We start from the raw sequence: 16,292 nt of genomic DNA, 5'->3' as shown, positions 1-16,292 counted from the left end.
ATGGGTTCGGACGGATTTGAACCGTCGGCCTCCTCCATGTCAAGGAGGTGTCGTAACCGATCTAGACCACGAACCCTCGCTGGTCAAGCGCATCTCATCGTTGCAGGCAGAGGTAATTGAAGGTTTCGAAACGATCGCCGCGTCCGGCGATTGTCCACGTGACGCATGATCGTACTGTCGATCACAGAGCTCTCTCCCGACACGCTTAAGTCAATGAACGGATTTGTACATTACAACACGAACCAGTTCACTGGTGTCCATCATGAAGGAATACATCGAACGCGTCACAGACGGGGAAGATCTCACAGTCGAGGCAGCACGGACGGCGGCGACGGCCGTCTTCGAGGACGCCACGGAGGCACAGATCGGGGCACTCCTGTCGGCGATGCGAGCGAAAGGCGAGACGGAGGCCGAGATCGCGGGCTTCGCACAGGGGATGCGCGAGGCCGCGCGGACGATCGATCCCGATCGATCGCCGCTGGTCGACACCTGTGGCACGGGCGGGGACGATTACGACACCATCAACGTTTCGACGACCGCTGCGATCGTCGCTGCCGGTGCGGGCGTCCCGATCGCCAAGCACGGCAACTACTCTGTCTCCTCTTCTTCCGGTAGTTCCGACGTGCTCGAAGTGGTCGGCGTCACGCTCGAAAGCGACCCCGAATCCGTCCGCGAGCACGTCGAATCGCTGGGCATCGGCTACATGCACGCCCCGGAGTTCCACCCCGCGATGAAGGCCGTCATCGGTCCGCGCAAGGAACTCGGCGTCGAAACGGTCTTCAACGTGCTCGGGCCGCTGACCAATCCCGCCGGGGCGGACGCGCAGGTGCTCGGGGTCTACGACGACGACCTGGTCCCGCTGATCGCCGACGCTCTCGCGCGCATGCCCGTCGAGCACGCGCTAGTCGTCCACGGGGCCGGCATGGACGAGATCACCGTCCACGACGAGACGACCGTCGCCGAAGTCGAGGGAAGCGGCGTCGAGCAGTACTCGCTCGTGCCCGAGGATATGGGGCTCGATCGCCACGACATCGCTGCTGTCGCAGGTGGCACGCCCGCCGAGAACGCCGCGGATCTAGAGGGCATCGTCGAGGGATCGGTCAACAGCGCGAAACAGGACATCGTCCTCGCGAACGCCGGGGCCGCCGTCTACGTCGCGGGCCAGGCCAGCAGCCTGGAAGACGGCGTCGAAGCCGCCCGCCAGGCTATCGATTCGGGTGCGGCCGCCGAGAAGCTCGACGAACTCCGCGAGGCCAGCACATGACGCGGGTCAAGGTCTGTGGGTTCACCGACGAGGCCGACCTCGCGGCTGCGGTCTCGGCCGGCGTCGACGCCGTCGGACTGATCGCCGGCGTCACCGTGGAAACGCCCCGTGGGATCCCACTTGCCGAGGCGTCCCGACTGGCGGAGACGGTTCCGCCGCTCGTCTCGACCGTCCTCGTGACGATGCCCGCCGACGTGGCCGAAACACGTGATCGGATCGAACAGGTTGGCCCCGACGCCGTCCAGGTCCACGGGCTCGACCCCGAGGCGGTCGCCACGCTCGGGGACGCGCCCGCCGACGTGATCGCCGCAGTCGATCCGACCGATACGGATCTGAACGCCTATGCCGAGGCCGCTGACGCGCTGCTCGTCGACTCGATCGACGCCGAGGGTGGCGGCGGCACCGGCGAGACCCACGACTGGGAGCGCACTCGCGAGATCGTCGACTCCCTCGACGTGCCCGTTATCCTGGCCGGCGGGCTCACGCCCGGCAACGTCGCCGAGGCCGTCGAGACGGTCGATCCGTTTGCGGTCGACGTCGCCAGCGGCGTCGAACGCGAGGGCGGCCGCAAGGATCACGACGCAGTCGAGCAGTTTGTCGAGCGGGCTACCCGGGCCCGGGTCGTACCATGACCGACGCGGAGGGCATTTCGGAGACGCCTCGCGAGGGTGCGGCGCCGTTCGACCGCACGCGCGAGTCGTTCGCTGACCTGGCCGCCGGCGACCGGCCGGCCGTGGTCCGGGTCGAGACCGACCTCGACGTCGATATCGACCCGCTAGCGGCCTACGCCGCGCTCACCGGCCGGACGAGCGACGCCGAAGGGGCCGACTACACGTTCCTGCTGGAAAGCGCCGAGAAGGTCGCCTCCAGCGATCCCGACGGAGCGTTCGCGCCGACGCCGGACGACCGCCACGCCCGGTACTCCTTCGTCGGCTACGACCCGGTCGGCGTGGTCACCGTCGAGGAGGAGACCACTGTCGAGGTTTTCGACCACCGCTACGACGACCTGCTCGCGCCCAACGGTGGGGACGTCCTCGATAGTCTCCGTGCGTGTCTGCCCGACGCCGAGCTCCGGGGGTTCCCCGAGCACGACCGCCAGCTACTGGAAGGCGGGCTCGTCGGATTTCTGGCCTACGACGCCGTCTACGACCTCTGGCTCGACGAGGTCGGACTCGACCGGCCCGATTCGCGGTTCCCCGACGCCCAGTTCGTCCTCACGACCAAGACGCTCGTGTTCGACCACGCAGAGGAGACCGTCTCGCTCGTGGCGACGCCGCTTTTGGGGCCCGGCCACGACGCAGCCGCTCGGTACGACGAACTCGCGGCCGAGGCCGACCGGGTCGGAAACCTGCTCGCGGACGCGGCCGATCTCTCGACCGACGGGTTCGATCAGCGAGCGGCGACTGCGGGCCCACAGGACGAGTACGAGGACGCCGTCCGCTCGGCTAAAGAGTCGGTGCTGGACGGCGACATCTACCAGGGCGTCATCTCCCGCAAGCGGGAGCTGTACGGCGACGTCGATCCGCTCGGGTTGTACGACGCGTTGCGTTCGATCAATCCCTCGCCGTACATGTACCTGCTCGACCACGACGAGTTGACCGTCGTCGGTGCCAGTCCGGAGACGCTGGTTTCGGTCGACGGTGATCGCGTGATGGTCAACCCGATCGCGGGCACCTGCCCGCGAGGGACGAGCCCCGTCGAGGATCGCCGCCTGGCCGGCGAGATGCTGGCCGACGGCAAAGAACGGGCCGAACACACGATGCTCGTCGACCTCGGCCGCAACGACGTTCGGCGAGTCGCCGAACCGGGATCGGTTCGCGTCGAGGAGTTTATGAACGTCCTGAAATACAGCCACGTCCAGCACATCGAATCGACAGTGACGGGTACTCTGGCAGGGGAGTCCGATGCCTTCGACGCAGTCCGGGCGACGTTCCCGGCCGGGACACTTTCGGGTGCACCGAAGATCCGTGCGATGGAGATCATCGACGATCTCGAGCGCGCGCCGCGCGGGCTGTACGGCGGTGGCGTCGGCTACGTCTCCTGGGACGGCGACGCCGACTTCGCGATCGTCATCCGCTCGGCGACGATCGAGGCCGATCAGCCGGTACCTGCCACTGCGGACACGTCGGGAGACGCCGCCACGACCCCATCGAAAGCCGCCGACACCGCTACGGCTGACCGGATCACCGTCCAGGCCGGGGCCGGGATCGTCGCCGACTCAGTGCCCGCACGCGAGTACGAGGAGACCGAAAACAAGATGCAGGGAGTCATCGACGCTATCGAGACGATTCGGGCCGAGTCCGGGGAGGGTATCGTATGAGCGCGACCACCGCCGAGGGCGCACAGGTGCTGTTCATCGACAACTTCGATTCGTTCACCTACAACCTCGTCGAGTACACCAGCGAGCACGCCGAGACCGAGGTACTCCGCAACACCGCCTCCCTGGCGGAGGTCCGTTCGGTCGATCCCGACGCGATCGTCATCTCTCCCGGGCCCGGCCATCCGAAAAACGACCGCGATGTCGGTGTCTCCGCTGATGTCCTCAGAGAGATCAGCCCCGAGGTGCCGACGCTGGGCGTCTGCCTCGGCCTGGAGACGGCCGTCTATGCCTACGGCGGTTCGGTCGGTCGCGCGCCCGACCCGATCCACGGCAAGGCGTTCCCGATCGACCACGACGGCGACGGCGTGTTCGCGGGCCTCGATCAGGGATTCCAGGGCGGACGCTATCACTCGCTGATCGCGACTGACGTGCCCGACTCCTTCGAGGTAACGGCGACCACCGAGACCGACGACGGTACTGAACTCGTTATGGGGATTCGCCACCGCGAGTATCCCCTCGAAGCGGTCCAGTTCCACCCCGAGTCCGTCCTGACTGCGGTCGGGCACGATCTGATCCGCAATTTCCTGGATGTCGTCGCTCGTCGGCAGTAGCGAGGCGCTGACTAGGTGAGAGGTTCGCCGGAACTATAGGATTTATAACTAATGCGTGTGTCCAGTTGACAATGGGATGGGGAGAACAGCACTGAATTCGGTATTTGATGTGCCGAACCGCCGTCAGTTCATCGGGGGGTCAACAGCGGGTGAACGATGAGTATCGTCCTGGAGCTTTCGATTCCGGGTTCGGATCTCTCATTCGGGAGCCTTCTGGATATCGCCCCCGAGATCCGGATTCGATTCGACCGGGTCGTGCCGATCGGTGACGGATTGTTCTCGTACGTGTGGGTGAACGTGCCTGATCAGGCAACCTTCGAAGGAGCGATGCAGCGCCATTCGATTGCCGAGTCGTTCCGCTTCCTGCAGCGCGAAAACGGGGAGTGCCTGTATCGTGTCAACTGGCAGCCAAAGACCGATCCGTTCTTGCGGTGTCTCGGCGAGGTTGACGCCGCCGTGCTGCGAGCCAGGGGGGTCGCGAACCGGTGGTACTTCGACCTCCGATTTGACACACACGACGACGTCAATCACTTTCAGCGACGCTGTTCCGAGCAAGACGTGTCGATTTCGATCGAACGCGTTGTCCATGAATCGGCCGGCGGACAGACGAGTGCGTTGCTCACTCCCTGCCAGCGCCAGACGATCGCCCTCGCGCTGGAGCGCGGATACTTCGACGTGCCGCGACGGACGACGATGGTCGAACTGGCCGACGAACTTGGCGTCTCCGATCAGGCGGTCTCTGCCAGGATCCGGCGGGCGATGAAACGGCTCGGTCAGCAGGCGCTCTCGGATGTGGCCGAACTCGACACGACGCAGTCGCGCAGCACTCGGCTGTGACGGCGTCCGCGACGCTGTCGTAATCAAAAGCCGTGCGCATCCGTACTCTCCTGTTGTGGTATTCTTGGTAGCTCTTCGGACTATAGACGTGGGCAATCCAGCTCGTACTCCTCGGTCTGCTGGCAACGGTCGCCGCCTGCACCATCGTACACACCTGGAGCGCGACCAATACCGAGTAGCGCTCTGTTGTGGCTCTCACGCCGGTGCTGACGGCACTCTCCACCTGAAAACACCGTTCCGTTTCGCCTGGGGACCGCCGGATAACGTCGGAATCGATTCCGCCGGATTTCACTTTCACTTCGGTTTAGACACCATTAATAGGATCCACACATTCCATACGAGCGTACGCGGAGTACCCACCAGGCGTCACTGCGGCCGAGAAAGTTATGAATAGTGACATCTGTGCTGACGGAGAAAACACCGACGTAACGGAGCCGACGCCTTAATGTGGCATCGGCGAGTAACAGATTTCCGCTACAAATGATACAAACGAGTACGCATTTCGCCGGACGTATCGACCGACGACGGGGCGACATCGTCAGGGGGGCTGACGCGTGAGCCAGCCGGACCTCTCCGCGGACGAGATCTCGCTGCCGATCAAGCGCACGACAGGCGACACCCTGGAGGAGCGACTCACCGCCAACGCCTATCACAATATTCTCCCTGCTCGCTACCTCCGGAAAGACGCCGATGGCGACCTGATCGAGTCCCAGGACGATCTCTTCGAACGCGTCGCGAAAAACGTCGCACTGGCGGAGGCCGTCTTCGAGGCTCGCAAGGAAGACACCGAGATCACGGTCACCCCTGACCAGCTTAAACCCGACCATCCCCGCCGGGACGAGCTCGCCGAGGAGGTCTTCGGGAAGGGGACTTCCGTCGACGACGACGCCGAGACGACGCTGACGCGGTACAACGTCAACAAGTTCGCCTACGAGACGATCGTCCCCGAGCTTCCCGTGGAGATCCGCGAACACGTCGAATCCGTCGCCACGGAGTACCAGGACATGATGGAGCACCTCTCCTTCATGCCGAACTCGCCGACACTGATGAACGCCGGCGACGAACTCCAGCAACTGTCGGCCTGCTTCGTCGACTCCCCCGAGGACGATATCGACGACATCCACCAGACCGCAAAGGAGGCCGCACAGGTGTTCCAGAGCGGCGGTGGCATGGGCTATGCCTTCTGGAAGCTGCGCCCGTACGGCGACGCCGTCGGCTCGACCGGCGGGATCGCCTCCGGTCCGATCACGTTTATGCGGACCTACGACCAGATGTGTGAGACCATCGCCCAGGGCGGTGCTCGGCGCGGTGCTCAGATGGGCGTCATGCGGGTCTCCCATCCGGATGTCATCCAGTTCATCCACGCGAAGAACAAGGACGTCTCGCTTGCGGAGACGCTGCGGCTGAACGACCCCGACGACTTCACCCACAACTCCTTCGAGGACGCCCTCGAAGAGGCCCGCGAGTTGATTGACGAGGACGGGAAGGTCCCCGAACATCTCCGCAACGCCGTCGAAGGCCATCTGTCGAATTTCAATATCTCCGTCGGGATCACCGACGACTTTATGGAGGCGTTGAAGGCAGGCGAGGAATTCACCTTCACCAACCCTCGAACGGGCGAACCCCACGTCACGACCGAGGAAACCAAGGAGCTGTACGACATGTTCGGCCTCGGCGAGTACGTGGAGGTCGGCGAGGAACTGTCGGTTCCCGCTGCGGAGCTCTGGGACCACATCATTCAGGGCGCACACGAGAACGGCGAACCCGGCGTCGTCTACCTCGAACGCGCAAACGAGGAACATTCGTTCGATGTGGATAAAAATCCAGACCACCGAATGCTTGCAACAAATCCCTGCGGCGAGCAGCCGCTGGAGGAGTACGAGGCCTGCAACCTCGGACACATCAACCTCTCGACGCTCGTCGACGAGGATGCACCCGACTGGCGAGTCTGGTCGGCGGCTCACGCCGACGAGTACGACTCGACGGACGAGGCCGTCGAGGCGTTCCTGGAGGGGGCCGTCGACTGGGACGCGTTCGATCACCGCATCGAGATGGGGACCCGGTTCCTCGAAGACGTCGTCACGATGTCCGACTTCCCCGTCCCGGAGATCGAGCAGAAGGTCCGAGAGATGCGCAAGATCGGACTGGGAATCATGGGCCTGGCACAGCTGTACGTCCAGCTGGGCGTCCAGTACGGCACCGAACCGGCGAACGAGATCGCCAACCGGCTGATGGTCCACATCAACCACGAATCGAAGTGGGCCTCACACGAACTCGCCGAAGAGCGCGGCACGTTCGACGAGTGGGAGAAATCGAAGTACGCCGATCCTACCGAATACGCCGACTGGTTCGAGCACCACACCGGTCTCGATCCCGCGGAGTGGGAAGACGGATTCCCGATCCGTAACCACAACACGACGACCATCGCCCCGACGGGGACGACTTCGATGGTCGGCAACACCACTGGCGGCTGTGAGCCCATCTACAACGTCGCCTACTACAAGAACGTCTCCGACGACGTGCAGGGCGATGAGATGCTCGTGGAGTTCGACGATTACTTCCTCCGGACGCTGGAGGAGAACGACCTCGACGTCGAGGCCGTCAAGAAGGAGGCCCAAGAGCAGATGGCCGCAAACGAGTTCGACGGCATCGACGGTCTCACGACGGTACCCGACGCCATCGGCGAGTTGTTCGTCACCACTGGCGACCTGGACCCCAAACAGCACGCTTCGATCCAGTGTGCGCTCCAAGACGGCGTGGACTCGGCGATTTCCAAGACCGTCAACGCGCCCAACGACTCGACCATCGAGGACGCCAAGGAGGCCTTCGAGTACATCTACGAGCACGGCGGCAAGGGCGTCACCTACTACCGCGACGGCACCCGCTCCAAGCAGGTGCTGACCACGCGCGCCCAGAACGCCGAATTCGCCGACATGGACGAGGGTGAGATCGTCGCGCGGATCGAGGAGGTCTTCGACGGCATCGAGGGCTTCCTCGAGAGCGAGGAGGTCCAGGCGGCGCTGGACGAGTCCATCGCGGAGATTCTCGATGTCGCTGACGGCGATGTGGACGAGTACGCGCAGAAGCGCTCGCGGCCGGACGTGCTCCACGGCGTCACCCAGCGGATCGACACCGGCTACGGGAAGCTGTACGTCAACATCAACGAGGACGAGAATGGCCGACCGTTCGAACTGTTCGCCAACATCGGCAACTCGGGCGGCTTCACCGCCTCGTTCACCGAAGCGCTCGCCAAGACGATCTCGACGGCACTACGCAGCGGCGTCGATCCCGACGAGATCGCCGACGAACTCCAGGGCATCCGCTCGCCGAAGGTCGCCTGGGACAAAGGCGAGCAGATCCAGTCAATCCCGGACGCCATCGGCACCGCGATGCGCCGGTATCTCGACGACGACATCGAGCGCGCCTATCCCCAGCAGCAGAACCTCACCGAACTCGAGGACGAGGTCGAAGAGGGCGAGGCCGAAGTGCCTACCGAATCCCGCTCGACTGACGGCGGGGCGGCGGCCGCCCAGGAGACGACCACCGGCGATCAGCAGGAACTGATCGACAAGGGCGAAAGCCCCGAGTGTCCCGAGTGTGGGTCGATGTCACTGTACTACTCCGAGGGCTGCAAGACCTGCGAGAACTGCGGCTGGAGCGAGTGCTGACACTCCCTAGCTAATTTCCCGGAAAGCACCGCTTCGAGCACAACGATCAAGCCCGCTCCTGCGGAACGCAGATGTATGACTGATTCGGGCGGGCGGCCGTGTCCGCAGTGTGACCGATCGATGTATCGTCGCCACTGCAAGTACGTCTGTCCGGCACACGGCGTCGTCTTCGACTGTGCGGATACGTTCTACTGATCGACTGTCGCCCCCTCAAATATGCCACGCTGGCGGAGGCGCCGATAGGCGGGCCCACTCACGAGCACCACTCCAAGCAGCGTCGCCGCCAGCAGCAGCGACAGCGTCGATCCGGCGCGTTCGAGCGCGAACGTCCGCATCGACGCGCCGGCCAGCACGGTCGCGACCACCCACGGCGTCTCGCCGAGGAGCGTTCCGAGCGCGTAGCGTCCGACGGGCACCCCTGTCAGCCCGGCCGCGTAGGAGACGCCGTCGGCGGGCAGGGGCAGCAGGCGCGCGGCGATCAGTCCGCGGAAATCGCCCGTCACGTCGACTGCCGAGCGGCCGAGGGCGTGCAGCCGCGCGAGCGGCCCCCGTTCTCGCGGTGCGTACCGGGCGAGCAGGTACGGCGGTAGACAGGTGTAGACAGCCCCGGCCAGGCCGACCGGGATCCCCACTGCTGGCCCGTAGACGAACCCGACGAGCAGCGATAGCGCCGAGATGGGCCACAGCACCAGCGAGCGGACGCCGTACAACACGACCAGCGCGAGCGCGAACAGCCCCGGCCGTTCGGCAAGTGCCAGCAGCGACCCGAGCGCCCGTTCGGGCGTGACCACGAGCATGCCGAGGGCGCCGGTCGCCGCCAGCGCCAGCCCGCCCGCGAGTTGGATCCGCACCTGCCGGTCCATTACCTGACGGTGTGCCGGCCACCGAAATACGCCTTGTGGTCGTGTCTTTCTTGCGCACGCCGGCCGTTGGGCCGGTGTGGACAGCAATCCCGTGGAACTCGGCGTGACGCTGCTCGCCCACCTCGAAGACGAGTCGCTGTCGGTCGCCGAGGCGATCGACCGCCTCGAAACCATCACGACCGACCCCTATCTCACCCGGGAGATCCTCGACACGGCCGAGCTACGCGGGGTCATCGAGCGCGAGGACGGGCTAATCCGCACGCGGTCCGGTTCGTTCGTCCGCTTCGAGAGCCAGGTCGTCTCACGGGAGGGTGACTTCGAGTGTCGTCGCTGTGGCTCGTCGCTGTCGACCGGCTATTTCATCCAGTTCGAGACCGGCGAGCTCGGCCCCTTTGGCTCCTCGTGTATCCGGAAGGTCACTGGCCGTGAGGATTGATACGGTCAGTCTGACAGCCGGTAGACGAGTTGCTCGCCGGTGTCGAGTCCGTTCCGCAGCGCCGCGTGGAGCCGTGCCTCGCCGGGGATCCAGTCGCCGACGAAGTACAGGTCGTGCTCTTCGGCCGCGGAATCCAGCGGTCCCTGCCTGACGGCGTCGTCCGGCAGGGCGTATCGCCACCCCTGGTGGTCGGTCCAGTCGGGCTCTCGGAGTCGGTCATCGTCCAGCAGGTCCGCGGTGAGATCGATCAGTTCGGCGACGTTGGTCTCGGCGTCGCGTTCGAAGTGTCGCGCCGACCAGTCCTGGCCGGCCTGGACGACCAGTAGCGACTCGCCGTCGGGGACGTGGCCCGGCTTGCACTCCTCGCGGGCGACCCAGCCGATCTCGTGTTCGTCGTCGGTGTTGATGACCGCGTAGTAGGGCCGATCCTGCTCGAACGGGTAATGCAGGATGGCCGTCCAGACGCTCCGGTAGGGGACGGCGTCGATCGCCTCAGAGAGGTCCTCGCGCAGGGGATCGTCCCAGTCGGCCGTCCGCAGGAGTTCGGCCGTCTGTGGGGCCGGCGGGTTGACGACGAGTACGTCGAATGGCCCCCACGACGTCCCGTCGGTGTCGGTGAGCCGCCACCGCTTGCCCTCACGGTGGATTGTTTCGACACGGGTGTTCCGGTGGATTGTCGCGTCGGTTCGTCCGAGCAGCCGCTTTGCGATCTGGGTCAGACCCGCCTCGTAGCTCCACTTGTGGCCGTCGCTATCCCTCCCGGGCCCGATCTCGCCGTCGGCCTCGTAGGCGTAGATCGGGCCCCGCGTGTCGACTAACCCGTCCGCGTCGATGGTCTCGGTGAGCAGCTCGGTTACCCGGGGATCGTCGTCTTTGAGGTAGTTCGCGCCGTAATCGTAGGAGACCGGACCCTGCCGACGGGTGGCTGCCCGACCGCAGAGGCCGCCTGACTTTTCGAGCACCGTCACTTCGGCGTCCTCGATCGCCCGGTCGATCACGTACGTCGCGGCCGCGGCCGCCGCGCCGGCGCCGACGACTCCGATCGTTGTCATAGCCACGTTTAGGATCGGATCCTCAAAACTGCCAGCTTTGGACGCTTCGCTGTCCGGAAGTGAACGAACGATCATACGAGATAGCTCGAAACGTTCAACACTGAGACCACGAATCCGTGGATATGGCTCACAGATTCAGCATGGACCGCCGCGCGTATCTCAAGACGGTCGGGGCGGTCGGTGTCTCGGCTACGATCGCGGGCTGTTCGGGCGGCAACGACGACACGATCGTACCCGGGACCAACGCGGCGTTCGCGCCGTTCGAATACGAGGAGGACGGGGAGATCGTCGGTTTCGATATCGACCTGGCCGAGGAGGCGATCGACCGAGCCGGCTACGAGGTCGGCGACTGGTCGGATCTCAAGTTCAGCTCGCTCATCCCCTCGCTGAACAACAACGACATCGATCTCATCGCGGCGGGAATGACGATCAACCCGGATCGAAAAGAACAGATCGCGTTCACCGATCCGTACTGGGAATCGAATCAGTCGGTGCTCGTCCAGTCGGACGGTGACTTCCAGCCGGAGGGCGAAAGCGACCTCGACGGGGCCCGCGTGGGCGCGCAGAAGGGGACGACCGGCGAAAGCGAGACCGAGCGGCTCCGCAACGAGGGCGTGATCGCCGAAGACGCACTCAAGCGGTACAACAACTACGTGCTGGCTGTCGAAGACCTCGAAGCCGGTAACGTCGACGCAGTCGTGGTCGACCAGCCCGTCGCGAACAACTTCGCCGCCGGACGGGACGTCTCGGTCGCGTTCGTCATCGAGACGGGCGAACAGTTCGGCATGGGGATGCGTCAGGACGACGACCGGATCGGTGACATCAACGACGCGCTCGCCGAAATACGCGATGACGGCACGTACGACGACCTCGTCGCCGAGTGGTTCGAATAAGACCGATGATCGACACCGCGCTGCAGGCCGCGACTCCGATCGACACTGTGCTGCAGGCCGCGACTCCGATCGACACCGCGCTGCAGGCCGGCGACTGGGCGTTCGTCGCCGCCAACTGGGAGTACCTGCTGGCGGGGACGGTCGTGACGGTCCTGCTGACGATCACGAGCCTCTCGCTGGGTTTCCTGGCCGGGTTTCCTGCCGGCGCGATCGAAGTATACGGTTCCGGTCGGCTCAGCGGCGCCGTCAGCACGTTCGGCGTGTTGCTCCGGGGTACGCCCATCGTCGTGCTTGTCGTGTTGATTCATTTCGGCCTGCCCCTGCCCCGATTCGGATCGGTCCCCTGGCTGGATATCGATCTCACGGCGTTTCTCTCGGCGACGCTGGCGCTCGGGCTCCGAAGCGGGGCCTACCAGAGCCAGGTGTTCCGCGGTGCGATCCAGTCGATCGACGACGGGCAGATCGAGGCCGCCCGCTCGGTCGGGTTGAGCACGCGCCAGGCGATCCGCCACGTCGTCTTCCCGCAGGCGCTGCGACGCTCGCTGCCGGGCTTTCAAAACGAGTTCACGATCGTTCTCAAGGACACCAGTATCGCCTTCGCGATCGGGCTGGCGGAACTGCTGACTCGCGCCGAGAACCTCTACTTGCAACCCGGTCATGGAACGGCCGTGATGGAGGTTATCCTCGCGATCACGGCGATCTACTTCGTGTTGACCTTTGTGACTAACCGGTCGTTAGAGGCCGTCCATCGACGCTATTCGATCCCCGGTGGTACAGAATGAGTCTGCTACGCTTCGAGGATGTCTCGAAATCCTACGGCGACGAGGAGGTACTGCACGACGTCACCTTCGAGCTAGATGCCGGCGACGTCGAAGTGATCGTCGGCCCGAGCGGGTCGGGCAAGTCGACGCTGTTGCGGTGTGTCAACCGACTCACCGAGATCGACGGCGGCGCGATCTACCTCGACGGTGCGGACGTCCACGCGATGGACGAGAACGCGCTGCGCCGGCGTGTCGGCATGGTCTTTCAGGACTTCAACCTCTTCGCCCATCGGACCGCCCGCGGGAACGTCACGCTCGGGCTGACCGAAGTACTGGGGCTGTCCGAACGGGAGGCCGCCGAGCGCGCCGACCAGTACCTCCAGCGAGTCGGCGTGGCAGATCAGGCCGATTCGTACCCGGCGGAGCTGTCGGGCGGGCAGAAACAGCGCGTCGGGATCGCCCGCGCGCTGGCGATGGATCCCGACCTCATGCTGTTCGACGAACCGACCAGCGCGCTTGATCCCGAACTCGTCGGCGAGGTGCTGGGCGTCATGCGCGACCTCGCCGACGACGGCATGACGATGCTGGCGGTGACCCACGAGATGGGCTTCGCCCGCTCGGTCGCCTCCCGGCTGACGTTCCTCGAGAACGGCCGGATCGTCGAGCGCGGGTCGCCAGAACGGCTCTTCGAACAGCCCGACCACGACCGCACCCGCGAGTTCCTCGGGGAACTGACCGATCTTCACCGATGAGCGTCGACGAGACTGAACCGGCCGCGGTCGGCGAGCTCCCTGGGCGGCGACGTGTTGCTGTGCTCGCGGTCGGGGTCGTCTTCTGGGCGTGGCTGCTGGCGCGCTGGGCGTCTCACAACGCGGTACTGGACCGACTGTTCAACGCGCTGGGCGCCCCGGGTCTGATCCGCTCGGAGGTGCCCGTCAGGAATCGCGAGCCCTGGCTCTCGCCCGAACCGTTCGCGTCGGCTGCCGACGGCGTCGCGTCGCTGGGCCTGCCGGAGGTCGCCACCGGCTGGCTCGTCTGGCTGCTCGATATCGTCGCGTTCGCCATCGAGAGCGCGCCCGCGCTGGCCGAAGGGGCGTACGTAACGGTGTATCTCACCGTCGCGTCGATGCTGCTCGGGCTGGCCATCGCGATCCCGCTGTCGGTCGCGCGCGTCTACGGCGGGGCCGTACTCAGCCGTCTCTCGCTGGCGTACACGGAGTTAATCCGCGGAACGCCGCTGCTCGCACAGCTGTTCCTGCTGTACTACGGACTGCCGCTCGCGGGCGCGATCGACAGCGTCGACCTCGTCGGGAGCGGATCGATCCCGGGCGCGGCGGTCTTCGTCGCAATCGTCGGGTTCACGATCAACTCCTCGGCCTATCAGTCGGAGTACATCCGGTCGGCTCTGCAGTCCGTCGACGAGGATCAGCTTGTCGCCGCCCGATCGGTCGGCCTCTCGAAGTGGGCGGGGATCCGCCACGTCGTCCTGCCCCAGGGGCTGCGCTACGCCATCCCCGGCTGGACCAACGAGTTCGTCTACCTCATCAAGTACTCCTCGCTGGCCGCGTTCATCACCGTGTTGGACCTGTTCGGTCGGGCGGACGTCATCGCCTCGGACACGTTCCGAACGACCGAGATCTACGTGATCGTCGCGGTGTTCTACCTCGCGCTCGTGTTGACGACCGCGCTGGCGATGGAGCGCGTTGCGACGGCCGTCTCGATCCCCGGTGTCGGCCAGCACGACGGTGACCGGTGATCGGGACTGTCGAGGCACTATGATTCTGGGCTGCTCCAGTTTGTAGCTTGGTCGCCCGAACACACCGAATGTATGATATCCGGTCAAAATCGAGAGCGACACGTCTTCCCGTGAGCCGCCCGTGGAGATTACAGCGGTAGCGAGGCGAAAGCCCACCCGTTTACGGGTGTGGATGAAGCCGACAACTGGGAATCTCTCCACGTTCATAGCCACGGCTGGGGTTGGATGTTTGCGTAACATCTTTAGGTGAGTGATATCTATATACTGACGATGCCTCGTGGGTTCGACAGGGAACGTACGAGCGTCCACAAACTCCAGTACCACTTCATCTGGTGTCCGAAATACCGTAAATCGGTGCTTGAGGGCGGGGTACGCGCCCGTCTCGAAGAACTCATCGAGGAGAAGGCCGACGAACTCGGGTTAGAGATACTGGAGTTGGCGATTCGCCCCGACCACGTACACCTGTTCATCACGGGCGACCCGACACTCGCCCCGAACAAGATAATGCAACAGGTCAAGGGCTACTCCTCGCGGCATCTCCGCGACGAGTTCGACTTCGGCTTGCCGTCGCTGTGGACGCGCTCGTACTTCGTCTCAAGCGCGGACGACGTGTCCAGCGAAATCATTGAGGAGTACATCGACGCCCAAGCAGGTGAGTAGTTATTGCAACGGAGCGTCTCAACCACGGTGCGGGTCAAACTTCACTCGCTGACCAACAGGAAGGCTGACCTGCTCGCCCGTGAGTACGAGGCGTTCCAGACTGCAGTTCACGGTGGAGACGCTGACCTGTACTCTGCAACCGACCAGCAGGCGTCGAAAGTACAACGGCAGAAAGACCCGAACCTCGGTACGGAACAACCTGTCGTCCTTCGCAACGACGTGTTCGACGTGGCCTACGATGAGGACACCGTTCTCTCGTCGTGGTGGGTGAAAGTCCCTGTCTATGACCCCGAGAAAGGACAGGGCAACTCAATCTGGTGTCCAGCCCACGTCCCACGAAAGGACGCACAACTCGTCCGTGAGGGAAATCTTCGAGACAGCGAACTGGTGTGCCGTGACGGTGACTGGTACGTCCATCTCGTCGTCAAGCGGTCTGTGACCGTCCAAGACGAGTACGACGACGTACTGGCAATCGACATAGGCGCACGGTGGATGGCTACCTGCGCGTTCCTTTCCGACCGCAAGACCACGTTCTACGGCGAGGAAGTGCGCCGTCTCCGCGAACACTACAAGCAATTGCGGAAGTCCATCGGGAAGGCGAAACCCCGACAAGGACAGCAGGTAGTCGAGCGTATCGGTGACGCTGAGGCACGAAAGGTGGACGACCGCCTCCACAAGATTGCTCGCTCGATTGTAGAAGATGCTGAGGAACGGAACGCGGTCATCGTCGTGGGCGACCTCGGCGGGATTCGCAAAGACAACGACAAAGGGCGGTATGTCAACGACAAGACCCACAAGATGCCGTTCGCCCGCCTTTTGAACTACATCGAGTACAAGGCCTACGACGCGGGTATCGAGGTGCAGTTGGTCGAAGAATACGACACGTCGCAGACGTGCAACCGCTGTGCCTGCGAAGGTGTCCGAGCAACGCAGGGTCGCTTCGAGTGTCCAAAGTGTGGGCTGGACGACAATGCCGACAAGAACGGTGCGCTCAATATTGGCAAACGAGCCTTGGGCAAGTTCTCGAAACCGCTGTCCGAGGCGGGGGCTGTACTGGCACAGCCCGAAACGCAGGTCATCGTCCCACGGGACGACGAACCTGCGAACCTCCGGCTACTCGTGGATTCAACCCCCAGTGGGGGAACCCCACGGCTTTAGCTATGTGGAGGAT

At 64.4% G+C, this 16,292-nt stretch carries 16 protein-coding genes and 1 tRNA gene; 14 read left to right on the top strand and 3 right to left on the bottom strand.

Features of this window, described 5'->3' with window-relative positions; all coding sequences use genetic code 11:
- Position 1 precedes the first annotated feature (1 nt).
- Positions 2-76, bottom strand: a tRNA-Val gene (locus HSEST_RS09950).
- Positions 77-262: 186 nt separating this feature from the next.
- Between HSEST_RS09950 and trpD the strand changes: the two genes are divergently transcribed.
- From trpD to HSEST_RS14590, 7 genes are all read left to right on the top strand, one after another.
- On the top strand, positions 263-1,264 hold the full coding sequence (gene trpD / locus HSEST_RS09945) for an anthranilate phosphoribosyltransferase (protein WP_229120782.1): 1,002 nt from the start codon (positions 263-265) through the stop codon (positions 1,262-1,264).
- A complete protein-coding gene (locus HSEST_RS09940; RefSeq protein ID WP_229120781.1) occupies positions 1,261-1,896 on the top strand; it encodes a phosphoribosylanthranilate isomerase in 636 nt (211 codons plus the stop codon). The genes trpD and HSEST_RS09940 overlap by 4 nt, the downstream gene beginning before the upstream one ends.
- Positions 1,893-3,584: an anthranilate synthase component I gene (gene trpE, locus HSEST_RS09935; RefSeq protein ID WP_229120780.1), complete on the top strand. Its 1,692-nt coding sequence runs from the start codon at positions 1,893-1,895 to the stop codon at positions 3,582-3,584. Before HSEST_RS09940 ends, trpE begins: the two co-directional genes overlap by 4 nt.
- Positions 3,581-4,195: an anthranilate synthase component II gene (gene trpG / locus HSEST_RS09930; protein WP_229120779.1), complete on the top strand. Its 615-nt coding sequence runs from the start codon at positions 3,581-3,583 to the stop codon at positions 4,193-4,195. The genes trpE and trpG overlap by 4 nt, the downstream gene beginning before the upstream one ends.
- Positions 4,196-4,351: 156 nt before the next feature.
- A complete protein-coding gene (locus tag HSEST_RS09925; protein ID WP_229120778.1) occupies positions 4,352-5,032 on the top strand; it encodes a helix-turn-helix domain-containing protein in 681 nt (226 codons plus the stop codon).
- Between the two features lie 554 nt (positions 5,033-5,586).
- Positions 5,587-8,700 (top strand): adenosylcobalamin-dependent ribonucleoside-diphosphate reductase, encoded by a 3,114-nt coding sequence (locus HSEST_RS09920; protein ID WP_229120777.1) that lies wholly within the window; start codon positions 5,587-5,589, stop codon positions 8,698-8,700.
- A gap of 75 nt (positions 8,701-8,775) precedes the next feature.
- Positions 8,776-8,895 carry an HVO_2523 family zinc finger protein gene (locus HSEST_RS14590; RefSeq protein WP_324254829.1) on the top strand — a complete coding sequence of 40 codons (120 nt, stop codon included), beginning with the start codon at positions 8,776-8,778 and terminating at the stop codon, positions 8,893-8,895.
- Here HSEST_RS14590 and HSEST_RS09915 read toward each other — a convergent pair.
- Positions 8,889-9,563, bottom strand: coding sequence for a TVP38/TMEM64 family protein (locus HSEST_RS09915; protein WP_229120776.1), 675 nt, complete (start codon positions 9,561-9,563; stop codon positions 8,889-8,891). The genes HSEST_RS14590 and HSEST_RS09915 overlap by 7 nt on opposite strands.
- Positions 9,564-9,639: 76 nt before the next feature.
- Between HSEST_RS09915 and HSEST_RS09910 the strand changes: the two genes are divergently transcribed.
- Positions 9,640-9,999 (top strand): DUF5830 family protein, encoded by a 360-nt coding sequence (locus HSEST_RS09910; protein ID WP_229120775.1) that lies wholly within the window; start codon positions 9,640-9,642, stop codon positions 9,997-9,999.
- A gap of 5 nt (positions 10,000-10,004) precedes the next feature.
- Here HSEST_RS09910 and HSEST_RS09905 read toward each other — a convergent pair whose 3' ends face one another.
- Positions 10,005-11,051, bottom strand: coding sequence for an NAD(P)/FAD-dependent oxidoreductase (locus HSEST_RS09905; RefSeq protein ID WP_229120774.1), 1,047 nt, complete (start codon positions 11,049-11,051; stop codon positions 10,005-10,007).
- 122 nt (positions 11,052-11,173) lie between these two features.
- Between HSEST_RS09905 and HSEST_RS09900 the strand changes: the two genes are divergently transcribed.
- From HSEST_RS09900 to HSEST_RS09875, 6 genes are all read left to right on the top strand, one after another.
- Complete coding sequence (locus tag HSEST_RS09900) at positions 11,174-11,944, top strand: basic amino acid ABC transporter substrate-binding protein (protein ID WP_229120773.1); 771 nt, start codon at positions 11,174-11,176, stop codon at positions 11,942-11,944.
- Positions 11,945-11,949: 5 nt separating this feature from the next.
- A complete protein-coding gene (locus HSEST_RS09895; RefSeq protein WP_229120772.1) occupies positions 11,950-12,726 on the top strand; it encodes an amino acid ABC transporter permease in 777 nt (258 codons plus the stop codon).
- Positions 12,723-13,457, top strand: coding sequence for an amino acid ABC transporter ATP-binding protein (locus HSEST_RS09890; RefSeq protein ID WP_229120771.1), 735 nt, complete (start codon positions 12,723-12,725; stop codon positions 13,455-13,457). The genes HSEST_RS09895 and HSEST_RS09890 overlap by 4 nt, the downstream gene beginning before the upstream one ends.
- The gene (locus HSEST_RS09885; protein ID WP_229120770.1) at positions 13,454-14,461 is read left to right on the top strand and encodes an amino acid ABC transporter permease; all 1,008 of its coding nucleotides are present in this window, start codon (positions 13,454-13,456) and stop codon (positions 14,459-14,461) included. The genes HSEST_RS09890 and HSEST_RS09885 overlap by 4 nt, the downstream gene beginning before the upstream one ends.
- 270 nt (positions 14,462-14,731) lie before the next feature.
- Complete coding sequence (gene tnpA, locus HSEST_RS09880; protein WP_229120769.1) at positions 14,732-15,121, top strand: IS200/IS605 family transposase; 390 nt, start codon at positions 14,732-14,734, stop codon at positions 15,119-15,121.
- A 3-nt stretch (positions 15,122-15,124) separates the two neighbouring features.
- Entirely contained in the window at positions 15,125-16,279 is a 1,155-nt protein-coding gene (locus tag HSEST_RS09875; RefSeq protein WP_418886513.1) for an RNA-guided endonuclease TnpB family protein, read from the top strand.
- Positions 16,280-16,292 lie beyond the last annotated feature (13 nt).

The organism is Halapricum desulfuricans (assembly GCF_017094465.1).
Lineage (GTDB): Archaea > Halobacteriota > Halobacteria > Halobacteriales > Haloarculaceae > Halapricum.
This window is presented reverse-complemented; position numbering and strand designations above follow the sequence as displayed.